General features: G+C 54.9%; 20 protein-coding genes. 12 read left to right on the forward strand and 8 right to left on the reverse strand.

The genetic code is table 11. The annotated features are described in order from the left end of the window. Window positions 1–10: 10 nt before the first annotated feature. The 8 genes from ADIMK_RS22250 to ADIMK_RS19585 all read left to right on the forward strand — a co-directional run bounded on the left by ADIMK_RS22250 (window position 11) and on the right by ADIMK_RS19585 (window position 4059). The gene (locus ADIMK_RS22250) at window positions 11–268 is read left to right on the forward strand and encodes an antibiotic biosynthesis monooxygenase family protein (protein WP_231517108.1); all 258 of its coding nucleotides are present in this window, start codon (window positions 11–13) and stop codon (window positions 266–268) included. A 121-nt stretch (window positions 269–389) separates the two neighbouring features. Further along, window positions 390–872: a GNAT family N-acetyltransferase gene (locus ADIMK_RS19555; protein ID WP_197027591.1), complete on the forward strand. Its 483-nt coding sequence runs from the start codon at window positions 390–392 to the stop codon at window positions 870–872. A gap of 20 nt (window positions 873–892) precedes the next feature. Continuing rightward, complete coding sequence (locus ADIMK_RS19560; protein ID WP_036191756.1) at window positions 893–1507, forward strand: VOC family protein; 615 nt, start codon at window positions 893–895, stop codon at window positions 1505–1507. Window positions 1508–1576: 69 nt separating this feature from the next. After that, complete coding sequence (locus tag ADIMK_RS19565) at window positions 1577–1993, forward strand: hypothetical protein (RefSeq protein WP_036191760.1); 417 nt, start codon at window positions 1577–1579, stop codon at window positions 1991–1993. Window positions 1994–2070: 77 nt separating this feature from the next. Further along, complete coding sequence (locus tag ADIMK_RS19570; RefSeq protein WP_051693151.1) at window positions 2071–2586, forward strand: Lcl C-terminal domain-containing protein; 516 nt, start codon at window positions 2071–2073, stop codon at window positions 2584–2586. 54 nt (window positions 2587–2640) lie between these two features. Continuing rightward, entirely contained in the window at window positions 2641–3006 is a 366-nt protein-coding gene (locus ADIMK_RS19575; protein ID WP_197027592.1) for a DUF2306 domain-containing protein, read from the forward strand. A 19-nt stretch (window positions 3007–3025) separates the two neighbouring features. After that, window positions 3026–3544: a M48 metallopeptidase family protein gene (locus tag ADIMK_RS19580; protein ID WP_036191766.1), complete on the forward strand. Its 519-nt coding sequence runs from the start codon at window positions 3026–3028 to the stop codon at window positions 3542–3544. A 125-nt stretch (window positions 3545–3669) separates the two neighbouring features. Beyond that, a complete protein-coding gene (locus ADIMK_RS19585; RefSeq protein ID WP_036191769.1) occupies window positions 3670–4059 on the forward strand; it encodes a glutaredoxin family protein in 390 nt (129 codons plus the stop codon). Between the two features lie 48 nt (window positions 4060–4107). On the opposite strand, the gene ADIMK_RS21530 is transcribed toward ADIMK_RS19585, so the two are convergent. From ADIMK_RS21530 to ADIMK_RS19615, 6 genes are all read right to left on the reverse strand, one after another. Then, the gene (locus ADIMK_RS21530; RefSeq protein WP_051693152.1) at window positions 4108–4542 is read right to left on the reverse strand and encodes a nuclear transport factor 2 family protein; all 435 of its coding nucleotides are present in this window, start codon (window positions 4540–4542) and stop codon (window positions 4108–4110) included. Window positions 4543–4546: 4 nt separating this feature from the next. Next, window positions 4547–5314, reverse strand: a complete 768-nt coding sequence (locus ADIMK_RS19595; protein ID WP_036191772.1) for an SDR family NAD(P)-dependent oxidoreductase — start codon at window positions 5312–5314, stop codon at window positions 4547–4549. Between the two features lie 3 nt (window positions 5315–5317). Beyond that, a complete protein-coding gene (locus tag ADIMK_RS19600) occupies window positions 5318–5893 on the reverse strand; it encodes a DUF3833 domain-containing protein (protein ID WP_051693153.1) in 576 nt (191 codons plus the stop codon). After that, entirely contained in the window at window positions 5890–6393 is a 504-nt protein-coding gene (locus tag ADIMK_RS19605; protein WP_036191775.1) for a chalcone isomerase family protein, read from the reverse strand. Before ADIMK_RS19605 ends, ADIMK_RS19600 begins: the two co-directional genes overlap by 4 nt. After that, window positions 6390–6917 (reverse strand): DUF2878 domain-containing protein, encoded by a 528-nt coding sequence (locus tag ADIMK_RS19610; RefSeq protein WP_051693154.1) that lies wholly within the window; start codon window positions 6915–6917, stop codon window positions 6390–6392. The genes ADIMK_RS19605 and ADIMK_RS19610 overlap by 4 nt, the downstream gene beginning before the upstream one ends. 91 nt (window positions 6918–7008) lie before the next feature. After that, complete coding sequence (locus tag ADIMK_RS19615) at window positions 7009–7878, reverse strand: LysR family transcriptional regulator (protein ID WP_036191778.1); 870 nt, start codon at window positions 7876–7878, stop codon at window positions 7009–7011. 128 nt (window positions 7879–8006) lie between these two features. Here ADIMK_RS19615 and ADIMK_RS19620 point away from each other — a divergent pair, with 128 nt between their 5' ends. From ADIMK_RS19620 to rlmC, 3 genes are all read left to right on the forward strand, one after another. Next, window positions 8007–9185, forward strand: a complete 1179-nt coding sequence (locus ADIMK_RS19620) for an MFS transporter (protein ID WP_036191781.1) — start codon at window positions 8007–8009, stop codon at window positions 9183–9185. Window positions 9186–9328: 143 nt separating this feature from the next. Then, a complete protein-coding gene (locus ADIMK_RS19625; RefSeq protein WP_197027593.1) occupies window positions 9329–10534 on the forward strand; it encodes a tetratricopeptide repeat protein in 1206 nt (401 codons plus the stop codon). Between the two features lie 341 nt (window positions 10535–10875). Next, window positions 10876–12015, forward strand: a complete 1140-nt coding sequence (gene rlmC / locus ADIMK_RS19635; RefSeq protein ID WP_036191784.1) for a 23S rRNA (uracil(747)-C(5))-methyltransferase RlmC — start codon at window positions 10876–10878, stop codon at window positions 12013–12015. 70 nt (window positions 12016–12085) lie between these two features. On the opposite strand, the gene ADIMK_RS19640 is transcribed toward rlmC, so the two are convergent. After that, complete coding sequence (locus ADIMK_RS19640) at window positions 12086–12691, reverse strand: Spy/CpxP family protein refolding chaperone (protein ID WP_051693156.1); 606 nt, start codon at window positions 12689–12691, stop codon at window positions 12086–12088. 243 nt (window positions 12692–12934) lie between these two features. Here ADIMK_RS19640 and ADIMK_RS19645 point away from each other — a divergent pair, with 243 nt between their 5' ends. Next, window positions 12935–14446, forward strand: a complete 1512-nt coding sequence (locus ADIMK_RS19645) for an aldehyde dehydrogenase (RefSeq protein ID WP_036191787.1) — start codon at window positions 12935–12937, stop codon at window positions 14444–14446. On the opposite strand, the gene ADIMK_RS19650 is transcribed toward ADIMK_RS19645, so the two are convergent. Further along, window positions 14443–15267: an inositol monophosphatase family protein gene (locus ADIMK_RS19650; RefSeq protein ID WP_036191789.1), complete on the reverse strand. Its 825-nt coding sequence runs from the start codon at window positions 15265–15267 to the stop codon at window positions 14443–14445. The two genes, ADIMK_RS19645 and ADIMK_RS19650, sit on opposite strands and share 4 nt — an antisense overlap. Between the last annotated feature and the right edge of the window lie 9 nt (window positions 15268–15276).

Below are 15276 nucleotides of genomic sequence, written 5' to 3' on the forward strand. Positions count from 1 at the left end.
GGCTGCTCAGATAAGAATAGAGGATCAGCCCGGTATCGCGGACTTAATCACATGTTCCCTAGCTTCAAAGCAGCCCGGTTTTTTGGGCGTGGAATCAGCACGAGAGAGCGTTGGAATCACCGTTTCATATTGGTCTGACCTTGAGCCCATTAAGCAATGTAAAGCAAATGCTGAGCACCAGCTAGCGCAAAGGTTAGGCCACGAAAAGTGGTATTCATCATTCAAAACCCGTATATCGAAGGTAGAGCGTGACTACGGTATTGAATAGTCCGGTGAGTGCCGTGGCATCTGCTGGGTACTTTGGTGTTCTGCGCTTCGGTAGGGTGTATCACGCATAATTTCAGCCGTTTAGTACCGAGTTGCGGGTAGGAGCAACTCTTGGGGGAACAGTGAAAATTAGGGAAATTTCAGATAAGGATATTGAGGCCGTCAGCGCATTGTGTATCGCGTCGTTTTCAAAAGCAGTCGCGGGTAGTTTGTCCGAGGAAGGTGTCTTAACTTTCTCTAAGGTCGCCGCGGGTTATGCGTTCTTAAAGCGCATGAACGAAGGCAATGTGATGCTTGTTGCGGAATCTGGCGAGGAGATTGAAGGCATCATCGAACTGAAAGATGGACGCCATATTGCGATGTTTTTCGTTAAACCTGAAAAGCAAATGCAGGGTATTGGTAAGCAGTTGCTTTCATCGGTTTTAACATATGCACGGTTTGATACCGTAACCGTAAAAGCTTCTTTGTCATCTGTTCCTGCATATGTGAAGTATGGTTTCGAAATGGCAGGCGATATAGCCGAATCCTCAGGATTGGTGTATCAGCCCATGGAGTTCGAATTGAACAAGCCAGTCCAGCTAACCGCTCTCGCGGCAGCTGATTGAAGGAGACAGGGAGGGTTTAAATGCTAGAAATAGATCATCTCATGGTCGAGGTCCGTGATCCGCTAGAAGCTGCAAGCAATGTATCAGAGCGGCTTGGGTTGCCATATGCCTGGCCTTTAATGGAAAAGGAGGAATACACCAGTATCGGTGTAAACTTCGGTGATATAAATATAGAGTTCATAAACTTTAGAGTCAGGTTTGGAGTTAAAAATAAACAATTCACCGGGTTTAGTGGTATCGCATTCAAAACAGAGAGCAACCTGGACGAGGCTACCGACAGGTTAAGAGCGTCGGGGTTAAACTATCGGCTTGGTGAAACATGTGAAGCGCACACCACTGTCCCAATCGAAGATGGACAGGTTTTCCCGACGCTCTTTCTTGTAAAATATCACTTTGACACAAGTGGTTGGACTCAACGTCTGCAAAGCGAATTTACCGAGTGTCATGGTGGTAAATTTAATATCGGATGTTTTAAATCCCTAAAAGTTAATACGGAATTACCCTTTGGTTTGAAGGGGGAAAAAATTGCTTATGGGGACAGGAACCAAATAGTCTTTGAATCATCAAACGGTGAAGGCGTCGTTATTTCAGATTTGACAGAGAATTTGGATATTGTCATTGCACCTTTCAAGTAAACGCGTTTGCTGGGCAATTGGATAAGATGCTCGTCTATGAGATGGGCGTTGTGTAATAAGGAGATAACGGTGTTAAAGCCCGTAATTCAGGAAGAAACGACAGGCTGCGGAATTGCGTCGACGGCCAATATTCTGGGTAAAACCTACGCGGAAATGAAGTCCATGGCGAACGCTATGGGTATCTATGCCGAGGACAAGGCGCTTTGGTCCGATACGCAATATGTCAGAACGATGTTGTCCAGTGCTGGCGTCGAGACATCTTCTGAAGAAACGCCGTTTGTATCATGGGATGCTCTGCCTGATCTGGCACTACTCTCCATAAAACACCACCAGCAAGAAGGCAAAAATTTCTGGCATTGGGTGGTCTTCAGGCGTCTGGATGGCCAAGCGTTTGTCTTGGATTCAGCCAGTTACCTACCTTCAAATATTCGAACGGACTTCGATGACATGCAGCCCAAGTGGTTCATTGAGGTTCTGAACACTTAAGCCTCTATAAGTCGCTCCCGTTGGTCACTTTTGCGCTTATTTACAGCCCCTGTGGGGGACTAGGAGATATATACCCAATGTCGAAACTCGCCGTACTGTTTGCAATCACGTTCACCTGTTTGAGCTCAGGCCCGTTGTTGGCCGATGATGTTAAGCAACGCGCGCAGGAGGCCGCCGCTTCTCGATTCCTGTTGAGTGATAAGGGAGACGCGTTTGACAAAGAGACAAATTTGACCTGGCAGCGTTGCAGTGTAGGAACAACCTGGAAGGATGGGGCAGGATGCATTGGGGCACCGAAGTTAATGTCCCTTAAAGATGCCAAACGCTTTGCCGAGCAAGCAGGCGAGGGATGGCGTGTGCCGACGATCGATGAGTTATACAGCCTTGTTGAACAGGAATACGACGATCCTGCCATCAATTCAGTTGTCTTCCCGAATGTGAAAGAGTCAAGCGAGGGGGCTCCCTATTGGACGGTCACACCCATAGATGAAATGCCTATGCTTATATATTTCGTGGATTTTATGACGGGTAGAGTAGATGGTCATACCGAGGGGTTTTCGTTAGCGGTACGTCTTGTCCGTAGTGGAAAATAGAACCTCAGCGTACTCTCACGGCCCAACTGTCACACGAGTATAGGAGCACCAATCTTGGCAACGTATATTCATATCACGGCGGCACTCTGGGCGATTTTGGCCGGTGTCAGTCAGCTTCTGGGTGAAAAGGGAAGTACGTTTCACCGCGCCCTTGGTTGGACATGGATGTTGGCGATGACAGTCACGGCGATCTCCTCATTTTGGCTGACCGGGCTTATGAATCTGTTCTGGGGCTACAGCCCAATCCATCTGCTTTCGCTCTGGGTATTGGTGTGCGTGGTGGTATCTGTGATGTCGGCACGTGCGGGTAATATCAAGCGACACAAGGCCTTTGCAGTCGGTGCATTCTGGGGCGTAATTGGCGCGGCTATCGGCACGTTAATGCCGGGGCGATTAATCCATCAGTGGCTTTTTGGTTAACAGGTTTGTGTATCGCGTTATGAGTCAGTCTAAAACACCTAACTACCTCAGTTGCTACAGCCCGCAGGTTCAGCATCAGGCGAAGGCTTTGCTGGATGACAACAAAAGCGGTGCATGGTTGCTGAGAAGGTATCCGAGCGTGCATGAGCTTTCATCTGAGAAGGCGCTGTATCAGTACGCGCAGCAGATCAAGAACCAGTTCATGCGCAGTTCGTCACCGATTAGCAAGGTGGTGTACGACGACAAGATTCACATCATCAACAATGCGTTAGGCCTGCACACCTTTGTTTCGCGCGTGCAGGGCAGCAAGCTGAAGGCAAAGAACGAGGTTCGCATATCGTCGCTGTTTCGCAAGGTGCCTGAACCGTTTTTGCGGATGATTCTGGTACATGAGTTGGCGCATCTGCGCGAAAAGAGTCACGACAAGGCGTTCTACAAGCTTTGTTGCTACATGGAGCCTGACTATCATCAACTGGAGTTCGAGTTGAGGTTATACCTCTGTCACCGTGACCGCTATGGCGATTTGTGGGGCGCCTAAGGGTATAGAGTGGCCTCGGTAGTGAGGCGTCATTTTGCCGCGCTTGTGGATTGGATGATTCTTCGCCCTGATTTGGTACACTGCGCGCTTTCTGAAAACGCATGAAGACTGCACGAGGAAATTGAATGCGCTTGGTGATCCGACTTTTCTTTAGGCTGCTGCGCCGCTTGTTGATGCCCTTTATGCTGATCTATGCAGCACTGTCCAAACCGAAGCCGATTACGCGCGACGAGAAGGCTCAGTCCCAAGTGGACCAGGACTGCCGTTCACTTACGTTGTATCAGTTTGCTACCTGTCCTTTCTGCATCAAGGTGCGCAAGGAGATTCACCGCCTGGCGCTGCCGATCGGCATGGCCAATGTGCAGCGTGATGCCGAAGCGCGTCAGGCGCTGGAGCAGGGCGGTGGCCGCGTAAAGGTGCCGTGCCTGAAGATTGAGCACGATGATGGCCGTACCGAGTGGGTGTACGAGTCGTCCGATATCAACAACTATCTACGCCAGCGCTTCGCACCCTGAACGCTGGGCAGAACTGGTCCTCAAGTGGGGCCAGTTCTGTTTTAGCCACTAACGCTTTCCCGCTTTTTTTCGTACCCATTTCACCACCCGCCCGATCAGCGGCATGCCATCCATGATTAGGCTGCCATCCCAGTAGTCGTAATGACGGTTTATCTTACCCTCGGCGTTAATCTCGATATGGCTTACCCCTTCGGCGTAGATCGCCTTGGTGATCTTGCTGTAGGCGCTGAAGTCCCATAGCAGGTAGCCTCCTCTGGGTGTGGGGGCGATCTGTTTGACCTTGAACTGGATATTCTCGAGGCTTTCGAACATATCCGTCATCACCGCACGGTAGCCTGCCTTGTCGCGGGTGTGGTTAAACGGGTCTTTGAACTCTACATCCTCAGCCAGCAGCGTCAGCATCGAGTCCATATTTTCAGGGCTCAGTGCCTCAAGCAGTGAGGCATATTGCGTGAGCAGATCTTTATTCTCGGTTTCGGTCATGGTGTCAGGCCGTCAGTTTCCGTACCAGTGGAAAGTACCATGCATAGGGCAGGCAGCGGAGCAGTTTAAGCACGGAGGTGAAGCGTGCCGGGAAGCTGATCTCGAAACGGTTCGATGTCAGCCCTTTCAGGATCCATTCGGCGGCCTGCTCCGGCTCTATAAGCGCCGGCATAGTGAATTCGTTCTTGTCTGTAAGTGGCGTGCGGACAAAGCCCGGGTTTATCAGGCGCAGATCAACGTGTGTGCCGGCCAGATCGAGCTTAAGCGCCTCCGCGAGGTTGATCAGCGCCGCTTTGCTGGCACCGTAGGCGGCCGCCGTTGGCAGACCGCGATAACCGGCCACCGAGGCCATGATGGCGATCTGCCCCTGGCCACGCTTAAGACAGTATTTCAGGCTAGGGTCGAGTGAGCGCAGTGTACCGATCAGATTGGTACGCATAAGCGCTTCAACACGCTCGGCGCTGAACTCCTGCGCTGTAAATGGATCGTGAGTGCCTGCGTTAAGGATAATCAGGTCAGGAAGCGCGTTTTGGCCTTCCCACTGCTTAAAATATCCCTCGATTGCTCCCTGGTCGGTCACATCGAGCGGGCAGGGGGTCAGTGTTCCGGGCATCCTCTCTAGTTCGTGCACCAGCTCATCCAGCGCCTCGCCCCGTCGGGCGCTGGCATAGACGTGTACTCCTTTCTGGCAAAGCGCACTCGCCAGTGCCCGGCCGATCCCCTGGCTTGCCCCGGTAACCCAGGCGGTTTTCCAGTTGTGTGCGTTATTCATGGTTCACGCCTCCAATTGACAGCTCGGACGAAGGGGCCGTGCGGGTGTGTCACTGATACGGTGAATGGCCAAGGTTATCTCGCCAACATCAATACCAAACTTCGTCATGCGGGTGCGGTTGATCAGGTGGTCCTCGCTGACCAGATAGAGCCAGTCATCGAGGGCGAGATCGATGCTATCGCCATCATCCAGCGCGACTTTAAGCACGTACTGCCAGTTCAGTGTATTACCGGCAATAACGCCTTCGGCTTCGCCGACCACATCGCCTGCGCGGCCGGTCAGCCTGTTTTCCTGTTGCTCAAGTTGCCAGCAGCGCCACTGCTCTTCACCGTCATTGAAATGAAACTGTTCATCGAGAACCCCGCGCTTTCCGTCCCATGCGCCCACAATATTGGCAGTGAAGCGGCGTATAACCTCGCCCGAGCGGTTCTGAACGATACCCACGGCCATCAACTGACCATTGAAGAATGAGGCGGGATCGAACGCGGGCTGGCTATAGCGGTAATGCTCGACAGTGGTGCTGCAGCTTGCCAGTGTGAACAGGCTCAGTAGCGTCAATGTGCGGGTCAGTATGTTCATGACTCTCCCCTTAGTCGTCGGCTCAAATGTGGATACGAGCTGTCATCTGCCAGCCAGATCGCGATGAACGCTTTGGCAAACCGGGTATCGTCTATGTGCCCAATCGGTTGCTCGTTGAAGCGAAAGGTGCCGCCAGTGGCGGTAAGTTCGAAACTGAGACTGTCGCCTGGTGCTATTTCGCTGGGCCAGATTCGAGATAGTTGTTTCAGATGCAGATCACTCTGATCAGCCGGGAGCTCCGGTGCGACCTGCTGCAACTCATCCCGTGTGGCGTCGATCAGGTCGTCGCGCTCGATTGCCCGCAAATAGTGAAGTTTGAGCAGCATAGGTGCGCTGATACCACGGTAGCGGCCATCGCCGGTATACAGCGCTGCATCGTAGATATCCCAGAACAGCACACTGAGTCTGGCTTCACCGACCAGACGATACTCGGTGTTGGCCAGCAAAGGCGTAGCGCCAAGTGTGAGTAGCAGGGTGACTAGACGGGCTACAACCTTCATAACGCCTCCGTTGCACGCTGGGTGCGGTCGAATTGTTGGCTGTACCGGAGCAGCGCTGGCAGCAGTAGCGCCCAGATGGGCATCAATACCAGCAGGCTAGTCGTCGTGGAGTACCCGAGTTCCACCGCGCCTAAGCGGGCGCCGAGTAGGTAACTGCCGCTACCGGCAATACCGCCAAGCAACGCAGCGAGATAGGGGTGTGGCGCGAGGGGCTTGAGGCTTTGGCGCAAGGTGGCGGCAAAGCAACACCACAGCAGCGCAAGCCAGAGGGGCGGCAGAACCGCCGTCGGGGTGAAATGAAAGACTCCGCCTAGCACCAGTAGTGTGTCTACGAGGTAGCCGAGTAATGCGGTGGCAAGGATTAATCTCAGCTCTGTGAGCCGGTCGCTATGAAGAAGCACATGGGCACAGAGAAGAAGCATCAACCAAGGCACGCTCTGCTGCTGCCACAACACCGCAAGCCACCAGCACAGCTGAAAGCCGATCAGATTGACGACGATGTTGTCACTTATGCCCGATTTCATCCGATGCCCCGCAACGCTCTTTACTCACATTACGTAGCGGGGCGCTTTTTGGTTTACGAGAGCGTGGATGAAGTGGAGCGGGCCGTCCCGATCAGTTTTGGATCAGCTCAGGATGATGAAACAGAGGGCTCTCCTCTATGATCTGTGCCAGCCGGGTGGTTGCGGTATTCACCTTATCGGCGATGAACAGCGTAGTGTCGGTCTGCGGCAAAGCGGGGAGACCATCGTCGATGACGACCAGACCAGGCTCCAGGGCAGACGCCGGACACACGCCGAGCCCGATGCCGGCGCGAACAGCGGCGAGAACGCCGCCTCGACTGTGGCTGGTGAAGGTGATGCGATAGGGCCTGTCGATCCGTTGCAACGCCTTAGTCGCGGCATCCCGGTAAAAACAGCCCTCAGGAAACATGGCCAGCGGGAGGGTGTCTTGCACCTGTAACGGATGCCCCTCGGCCCCGACCCAAACCAATTGGTCGCGGCTGAGTCGTACACCACCGTCGGACAGCGCCGGCATTTCGACCAGTGCAAGGTCAAGCCGATCATCTGCGACCAGCGAGGCGAGGTAGCCCGGACGATGGTCACAGGTAACCTCCAGCTCCGCTTCCGGATAGCTCACGCCGTAGCTCTCAAGCAAGGGAGTCAGCGCGCGCGTAATGTAGAGGTCATGGGTACCGAGGCGTACCTTGCCGGTGATATCGGCATTTTGAAATCCACCCAGTATTCGGTCGTGCAGTGCAAGCAGCTGTTGAGCATGGGCCTTAAGCTGCTCGCCGGCGACCGTGAGCCTTACGCCATATTGGCCTCGTTGCAGCAAAGGCGCAGTTACCAAACCTTCCAATCGGTTCACCTGCATGCTGATGGTTGAGGGGGCACGATGGAGTCGATTGGCGGCTGTGGTCAGGTTAAGAGTTTCTGCAACAACGACAAAAGTTCGCAGCAAAGTAATGGGGAGATCTGTCATGCTCAGAATTCAATATTATCGAATGTAGAGATCAATATATATCGCTTTGTTGAATACTGGCAAAGGATTATTGTTGCCGCCTCGGTGCTATCTGCGTAGCGCCTGTCCTATTGAGAGGAGTCCTCTAAATGCGAATGGCGGTAGTCTTCGGTATGAACCAGGTGATCAGCCATGGTTTCGGCATGTTCCTCTTTGCAGCGCTCGTGCCACTGATGCGTGACTCGACAGGGCTTAGCTACTGGCACTTGGCGTTGGCCGGTGCGCTCACCCAGATAGCCTACCTGGCGGGTGCGTTGTTTTTGGGGCTTATTGGCCCGCGTTTAGGTACGCGCGCCATCGCGCTGGTCAGCGGTGCGGTATCGACCTCTTTGCTTTTCAGCATGCCATTGTTACGTGAGCCGATGAACATCATCATCGCGCTGGTGTGTCTTGCCGCCAGTGCCGCCATGAGTTGGGGTGCCATTGTCGAAATTATCAGTCGTTGCGCACCTTTAGAGCGCCGTTCAACCTATCTCTCAAGCGCATCGAGCGGTACAGCCTGGGGCTATGGCATCAGTGGTTTGGTTATTCTTTGGGTCGTCCCGATGTGGGGCTGGGAGAGCAGCTGGCGGCTGGCCGGAGCGCTGGGGGCTTTGGTCCTTATTGTGACCTGGTTCATGTTGCGCCGGTTACCTGAGCCTGAGCTGCATGCGCTCGCACCCGACCAGCAGGCGATTGCCATATCCAAGCTGCTGCGTACGCTTTTTACCGAACGGACGGCGTTTTTTGCCTGCGCCATCTGTTTTCTGGTCGGCTTTTGTACCATGCCGTTCTCCAACTGGCTGAACACCTATCTGGAAGAGCTGGGCCTGCTCGCAGAGCTAGGTGGTTACAGTTGGTCAACGGTAGGCGTGACCGGCATGGTGGCGGGGTTTGTCACCGGCAAACTTGCTGACATCAAAGGCCATGCCACCGCGTTATTGCTGATTTTCGGTGTGTTCGCACTGGGTCAACTCGCCTTTACCTATGATCCGGCCAAGATGGTGCTGCTGGCGAGCTTCGGCTACGGGCTGATGTACTTCCCGATGTGGGGGATTGTCGCGGGTTGGGTGAATCAGCATTACTCGGCTACGGCAACCATGCAGATCAGCGGCATCTGTATGGTCACCTTCGGGATGGGCGGTGCGCTTGGCAACCTTCTGCTTGGGGCCATTCGTGATATAAGCGGATATCTGCAGCCGGGCTTTATGCTGCTCTCGCTCGTATCACTGGTATTGGTGGGCCTCGGGCTCCATATCCGGCGCAGTGCGTTGTTGGTGCGCGTCTAACACATGTGAAGTGCCCAGGCGCGCATGAGGGCAATATGCCATTCAATGCGCCCTGGGCTTCATCCGATATCGGTGATGGCTGGGTATGGGGCTACACTTATAGTCCATACGTGCGTTCAATGGCTTCACTAAGGGCATATCGCATGATCCATTCCCGTACCGGAAACACCCTGACGACAGTCTCCGAGCAAGCGGCCCGTTACTACCTCAATGCGCTGGATCTCATATTGGGCTCCGAGTCTGGTGCCAAAGCGCAACTGGATAAGGCGCTTCAACAGGACCCGCAATTTGCGCTGGCTCTGGCGGCGCGGTACATGCTGGCCAAAGATGCTAATGATCCGGCGGCGCCAGATTTAAAGTCGAAGGCCCAGGCGCTGGCGGCAGAGGCGTCAGAATGGGAGCAAAGCCATATCGATGCACTGTTCGGCCTTCTGGAAGACCCCTACGGAAACCTTGAGCGCACGCGGGCCTATGTGGCCCATAACCCCGGCGATCTGCTCGTTATCTCCCAGCTGTGTGGCTATCTGATTTTCTATGGTGGCGAACACAAACTCACCCGTGTACTCGACATTCTCAGGGCATCCGAGGCGACGCTCGGCAGTGACTGGGCTTATCTTGCACGCCTTGGATTTGCCATAAGTGAGGCCGGTGAGCCTGCAAAAGGGCGTGTGATTCAGGAGAGGGCGTTAAAACTCAGGCCTCAGGCGCTGTATACCATCCACGGCTATGCCCACATCCTGCATGATCTTGGGGTACCGAATGAGTCGGTTGATTTGGTACATCGTTGGCTGGATGAACACAGAGCCTCAGCAGAGGGCGGTGCCCTTTACGGTCACTTGCAATGGCATCTTGCGCTGGCAGAGTGGCAGGTAGGGCTGCGTGAAGCTGCGTGGACGCGTTATCGACAGTATTGTGCACCTGAGACAACGACCAGCGGCCCGGTTTTAACGCTGGCCGATTGTGGCGGCTTCCTGCTGAGGGATTACCTGAAAAGTGGCGAAACCTCTGCGCAATCCGCTGCAGTGACGGCGCTCATTGCACGATTTGAGGGGATGCTGGGCCACCCTTTTATAGCGCTCCATGTGGCCGGTATACACATTGCGACCGGTGACTTTGAGGGGTTGGAGAGGTGTCGGGCGCAGGTTCAGGAGAAAGCGGCAAGTGCCAACCGTGATCTGGCGCTGCAATTGGTTGGCGCTATCGTGCATCTTTCGAAAGGAGATTATCGCCAGGCCGCTGAAGTACTGGGTAATGTGACCCCGGCACAGCGTATCAGCGTTGGTGGCAGTTACGTTGAGCGTATGCTGATCGATCTGCTGGAGAACGCAGCACTGGAACGCGCAGGCTGACCGACGAGAAATTCATCCGCTGTTGTAACCCTGCCATATCAAAACGCCAGCGCACTCATAAACGCGGCATGCACGTGCTCAGCCGTTACCTTTATGCCGTCGAACTCCAAGTCTATCGTCGCACAGGCATCATGGATAATGGTGGCGTTGTAGCCGAAGACGAATGCGGCCCGTGTGTGCGTTTCTCGGCTGGTTGAGCTTACGCGTATATAAACAGCGATTCGTTTTCCCGGGTTTGGCGTCGATGATCGGAGAAAAAACCGCCGAAGCTTGGCGGGCTTATCGTACATATTGCAGCAATCGAAGAAAAATCTAAAATAGCGCTTTTTCAGAGACCCTCCATGCACTGTGTCCATTACTCTTCTGGGCATTGCCGATCCTGCGACCTGCTCGATATACCCTATCCTGAGCAGGTGAAGAACAAGCAACGTCACCTGCAAAGCCTTTTTGGCGATCGTCCCGTCGATCAGTGGCTGCCTTTTGCCTGTGGAGAGGCGCAGGGGTTTCGCAACAAGGCCAAGATGGTGGCTCTTGGTGTGGCACAAGCGCCGGTTCTTGGCATTCTGGGTTCGGATGGTGAGCCGCTGAGTCTGGTCGACTGCCCGCTTTACACGGGCAGGATGCAAGAGATTTTGTCGGCGTTGCCGCCACTGATACAGCGTGCCGGGATTCCGCCCTACAACGTTCAAAAGCAGAAGGGCGAGCTTAAATTTGTCTTGCTCACGCACAGCCTTGCGCAAAACAGCTTTATGTTGCGTTTTGTGCTGCGAAGCGACAAGGCGCTTGAGCGGGTGCAGCGTATGGTGCCCGAATTACGTGAGCGCTTTCCCGATATTCAGGTGATCAGTGTGAATATCCAGCCGGTGCACATGGCGGTGCTGGAAGGGGACCAAGAGATCTACCTGACCGACAAACAGCACATTGTTGAGGTGTTCAACGGCATCCCGCTGGCTATTCGCCCTAAAAGCTTCTTTCAAACCAATCCGAAACTCGCCGCGCGGTTGTACCAGACAGCGGCGAATTGGGTGGCGAGCACATCGGCACAGCGCATATGGGATCTGTTCTGTGGCGTGGGGGGCTTCGGGCTTCACTGTCTTGGCAAAAACGTGGAGTTGATGGGCATTGAGATAGAGCCCGAGGCAATACGTTGTGCGCAGGCCAGTGCGAAGCAATTGGGGTATGAGGGTAACGTATTATTCTCGGCTTTCGACGCGACGGCACTACAGGCTACATCCGGTCAGTTTCCCGATCTTATTATCATGAACCCGCCTCGCCGGGGTGTGGGCCAAGAGCTATGTGCGCTGATTAACGATAGTCGGGTCGAGAACCTTATCTACTCAAGCTGTAATGCGCAGACGCTGATTCGGGATCTTGAAAGCCTCAGTCACTACAAGGCGTTTCGTGTGCAGGGGTTCGATCTGTTCCCGCATACCCAACACTACGAGGTGTTGGTACATCTTCAGCGGGATGCCGCTGCGTAAGGACTGGATTCAAAGCGTCAAGAGGCAGGGGGGGGACGCCCGGCGGAGAGCTGCCCGTCGAGCGTCCGGCTTACCAGCTCATCATGCCGGGGCCGCCATAACGGTGCATTTTCTCTTGCTGCTCGGGAGTAAGCAGTGCGTCGATACGGTTTTGCGCTTCTACCCAGGCTTCGGTCATTTGGCGTTGTAGGTCGAATACCCGTTGTTGTTGATCGCCAATCTCTTTCGGAACACGCTTATCAGCAAAGAACATCTGCCTTAGTTTGACGGTTTCTTCGTACATCTTGCCCATAAGGCCCCAGTTGTTTTTGTGCAGCTCCTGATGAATCTGAAGAATTTGCTGTTGCTGTTCGTCGGTGAGCTCCAGTGCTTGAGACAGGCCACCATAGCCGTGCATCATGCCCGAGCCCATCATGCCGGGCCCCATCATCGAGCCGTAACCCATGCCATAGCCCATCCCTTGGCCCATGCCCATGCCCATGCCATAGCCCATTCCCTGACCCATGCCCATTCCGTAGCTACGGGGCATCCACTCTCCATTTTCCGAACCGCCATTGCCCGACATCGGGCCAGACATCATGCCGTTACCGTGGGCCGATACGTTTTGAGCCGCGCCGAACAGGGCCAGAGCGAGTGTCAAAGCCAGTCCGGCAGGACGCAGTTGTTTCGCGTTCATTGGTGATCCCTCCTGTGTCGTTCAGTGACGTCGGCCACAAGAGGCGATGCCACTGAGGTAATACTAGTACCGTATTTGTGGTTATGTGCCGATCTGAATCAAGGAACCTATTGGCGAATACGGGCTTCAAAGAACCTGCGTCTTGCGTGGCAGTTTTACCTCTACACTTGAAAAGGGTATAGGCGCGCAATGAGTTGGCCTTGGGCCAACTGCCTGAGCAAAGTCTGATGGGAGTAATGAGCGATGGGTGCCAAGCAGAAGGCCAAGAAAACATTCAAAGAGTGGCAGGCTGCAGCTGATGCGCTGGAGATCAACGGACAGGCCTTTATCGACGGGCAGTATCAACCGGCAAAGTCGGGCAAGACCTTTTACTGTTTAAGCCCTGTCGATGGCAGGTTGCTGGGTAAGGTGGCGGCCTGTGATGAGGCTGATGCCAATCTGGCAGTGGCCAGTGCACGTGCTGCGTTCAACTCAGGTGTCTGGTCGCGGCAGGCACCGGCAAGCCGCAAACAGGTGATCATGCGCTTTGCCTACCTGCTCAATGCCAATGCCGAAGAGCTGGCACTGCTTGAAACCCTTGATATGGGCAAGCCGATCAGCGACTCGCTTAGGGTTGATATTCCCGCCGCGGCAAGGGCGCTGCGTTGGTCGGGCGAGGCGGTCGATAAAATTTATGACGAGCTGGCACCTGTTCCGCATGATCAGATCGGCATGATCACGCGAGAGCCTGTCGGCGTGGTGGCAGCGATTGTGCCCTGGAACTTCCCGCTACTGATGGCGTGCTGGAAGCTGGGGCCAGCACTGGCTGCCGGCAACTCGGTGGTGCTGAAACCGTCAGAGAAGTCGCCCCTGACCGCTATCCGGATAGCACAGTTGGCGGTCGAGGCCGGCATTCCGCCGGGCGTACTTAACGTGGTACCCGGTTACGGCCATGAGATTGGTTCTGCTCTGGCGCTGCACATGGATGTGGATACGCTGGTGTTCACAGGATCTACCCGCACCGCCAAGCAGCTGATGATCTATGCCGGTCAGTCCAATATGAAGCGAGTCTGGCTTGAGGCGGGCGGTAAAAGTCCGAATATCGTGTTTGCCGATGCGCCTGATCTTAAGAAAGCGGCCAAGGCTGCCGCCTCTGCCATCGCCTTCAATCAGGGCGAGGTGTGTACGGCGGGCTCGCGGCTGTTGGTTGAAAGCTCAATTAAGGATCAGTTTGTCGAGCTGGTGATTGAGGCGCTGAAAAAATGGAAACCGGGCCACCCACTTGACCCGGCGACACGGGTCGGTGCGATAGTCGACCAGACACAGCTCAAGCAGGTACTTGAGTATATTGAGGCGGGCAAGCAGGCTGGCGCGGCGCTACGTCTTGGTGGCAACCGAATCGAGTCCGAAAACGGCGGATACTACATCGAGCCCACGCTGTTTGATGGTGTCTCCAACGCGATGAAAATTGCGCAGGAGGAGATTTTTGGCCCGGTACTCTCGGTGATTGCCTTCAGCGATATGGAAGAGGCGATCGCCATCGCGAACGACAGCACCTATGGGCTGGCTGCTGCAGTGTGGACCTCGGATCTCAGCCGTGCACACAAGATGGCCAAGGCACTGCGCACCGGCATGGTTTGGATCAACCAGTACGATGGCGGCGATATGACAGCGCCTTTTGGTGGCTACAAACAGTCGGGCAACGGCCGCGACAAGTCGTTGCATGCGTTTGAGAAATATACCGAGGTGAAGGCAACCTGGATCGCGCTGGACTAACCCCTAAATTGTTGACGTATGGCCTCAAGTGCGTCCGGTGAGTTGGCCGAAACGATACAGCCATCGCGGAGGGTTGGCACATAATCCCGGCCATCCATCATGCCCACACTGCCACCAGCTTCCTGTACGGCGAGTGCGCCCGCTGCATGATCCCAAGGCTTGGCGCTGGCGTTGATATAGAAGTCCACATTACCCTGAATGAGCAGGCGGTATTCGTGACAGGCGCAGCGCAGCGTATGTGCGCGGGCAAATCCAAGCATGGCACTACTGATCTGCGAGCGCTTCGGGGCAGGGAAGTTGAATGCCGAGACAAAGCCCACCATGGCGGCCAGTGGACGCTCCTGACTGACAAACAGTTGCACAGGCTGCGCATCGGGTTTGCAATACCATGCACCGCCTCCGCGGCGGGCCAGTACCCAGTCATCCAGAACAGGGTCGTAGAGGAGCCCGAAAACGGTTTCGTTCCGCTCAGTGATGGCTATCAGCACGCCGTGAGTGGCAAGCCCGTTGGCGAAGTTCCAGGTGCCGTCAATCGGGTCGATGATAACCGCCTGCGCAGCTCCTGGCAGCGTATCGAGTACCGCTGAGTTCGCGGCGACTGCTTCCTCTCCAATGATGACCGCATCCGGCAAAAGCGTGCTAATCCCGGCTGTTAGCGACCTCTCGGCGCTCAGGTCTGCCTCTGTTACCAGATCGTCAAACGCTGCCTTGGTGCGCACGGCGTCCGGGTGAAGGCGCCTGAAACGTGGCACGATCTCCCTCTTTGCAACTTCGCGTACCAATTCGATAACGGCGTTCTCTGTGTTCAGGTCCAGTGGCATCTTGCTCTC

Origin of the sequence: Marinobacterium lacunae (assembly GCF_000705555.1) — a bacterium.
Taxonomy (GTDB): Bacteria; Pseudomonadota; Gammaproteobacteria; order Pseudomonadales; family Balneatricaceae; genus Marinobacterium_D; species Marinobacterium_D lacunae.

Excerpts from the sequence above, each read along its gene's own strand:
- ADIMK_RS19560 (WP_036191756.1), top strand. The coding sequence starts at position 893 with ATGCTAGAAATAGATCATCTCATGGTCGAGGTCCGTGATCCGCTAGAA.
- ADIMK_RS19570 (WP_051693151.1), top strand. The coding sequence starts at position 2,071 with ATGTCGAAACTCGCCGTACTGTTTGCAATCACGTTCACCTGTTTGAGC.
- ADIMK_RS19580 (WP_036191766.1), top strand. The coding sequence starts at position 3,026 with ATGAGTCAGTCTAAAACACCTAACTACCTCAGTTGCTACAGCCCGCAG.
- ADIMK_RS19585 (WP_036191769.1), top strand. The coding sequence starts at position 3,670 with ATGCGCTTGGTGATCCGACTTTTCTTTAGGCTGCTGCGCCGCTTGTTG.
- ADIMK_RS21530 (WP_051693152.1), bottom strand. The coding sequence starts at position 4,542 with ATGACCGAAACCGAGAATAAAGATCTGCTCACGCAATATGCCTCACTG.
- ADIMK_RS19595 (WP_036191772.1), bottom strand. The coding sequence starts at position 5,314 with ATGAATAACGCACACAACTGGAAAACCGCCTGGGTTACCGGGGCAAGC.
- ADIMK_RS19600 (WP_051693153.1), bottom strand. The coding sequence starts at position 5,893 with ATGAACATACTGACCCGCACATTGACGCTACTGAGCCTGTTCACACTG.
- ADIMK_RS19605 (WP_036191775.1), bottom strand. The coding sequence starts at position 6,393 with ATGAAGGTTGTAGCCCGTCTAGTCACCCTGCTACTCACACTTGGCGCT.
- ADIMK_RS19610 (WP_051693154.1), bottom strand. The coding sequence starts at position 6,917 with ATGAAATCGGGCATAAGTGACAACATCGTCGTCAATCTGATCGGCTTT.
- ADIMK_RS19615 (WP_036191778.1), bottom strand. The coding sequence starts at position 7,878 with ATGACAGATCTCCCCATTACTTTGCTGCGAACTTTTGTCGTTGTTGCA.
- ADIMK_RS19620 (WP_036191781.1), top strand. The coding sequence starts at position 8,007 with ATGCGAATGGCGGTAGTCTTCGGTATGAACCAGGTGATCAGCCATGGT.
- ADIMK_RS19625 (WP_197027593.1), top strand. The coding sequence starts at position 9,329 with ATGATCCATTCCCGTACCGGAAACACCCTGACGACAGTCTCCGAGCAA.
- rlmC (WP_036191784.1), top strand. The coding sequence starts at position 10,876 with ATGCACTGTGTCCATTACTCTTCTGGGCATTGCCGATCCTGCGACCTG.
- ADIMK_RS19640 (WP_051693156.1), bottom strand. The coding sequence starts at position 12,691 with ATGAACGCGAAACAACTGCGTCCTGCCGGACTGGCTTTGACACTCGCT.
- ADIMK_RS19645 (WP_036191787.1), top strand. The coding sequence starts at position 12,935 with ATGGGTGCCAAGCAGAAGGCCAAGAAAACATTCAAAGAGTGGCAGGCT.
- ADIMK_RS19650 (WP_036191789.1), bottom strand. The coding sequence starts at position 15,267 with ATGCCACTGGACCTGAACACAGAGAACGCCGTTATCGAATTGGTACGC.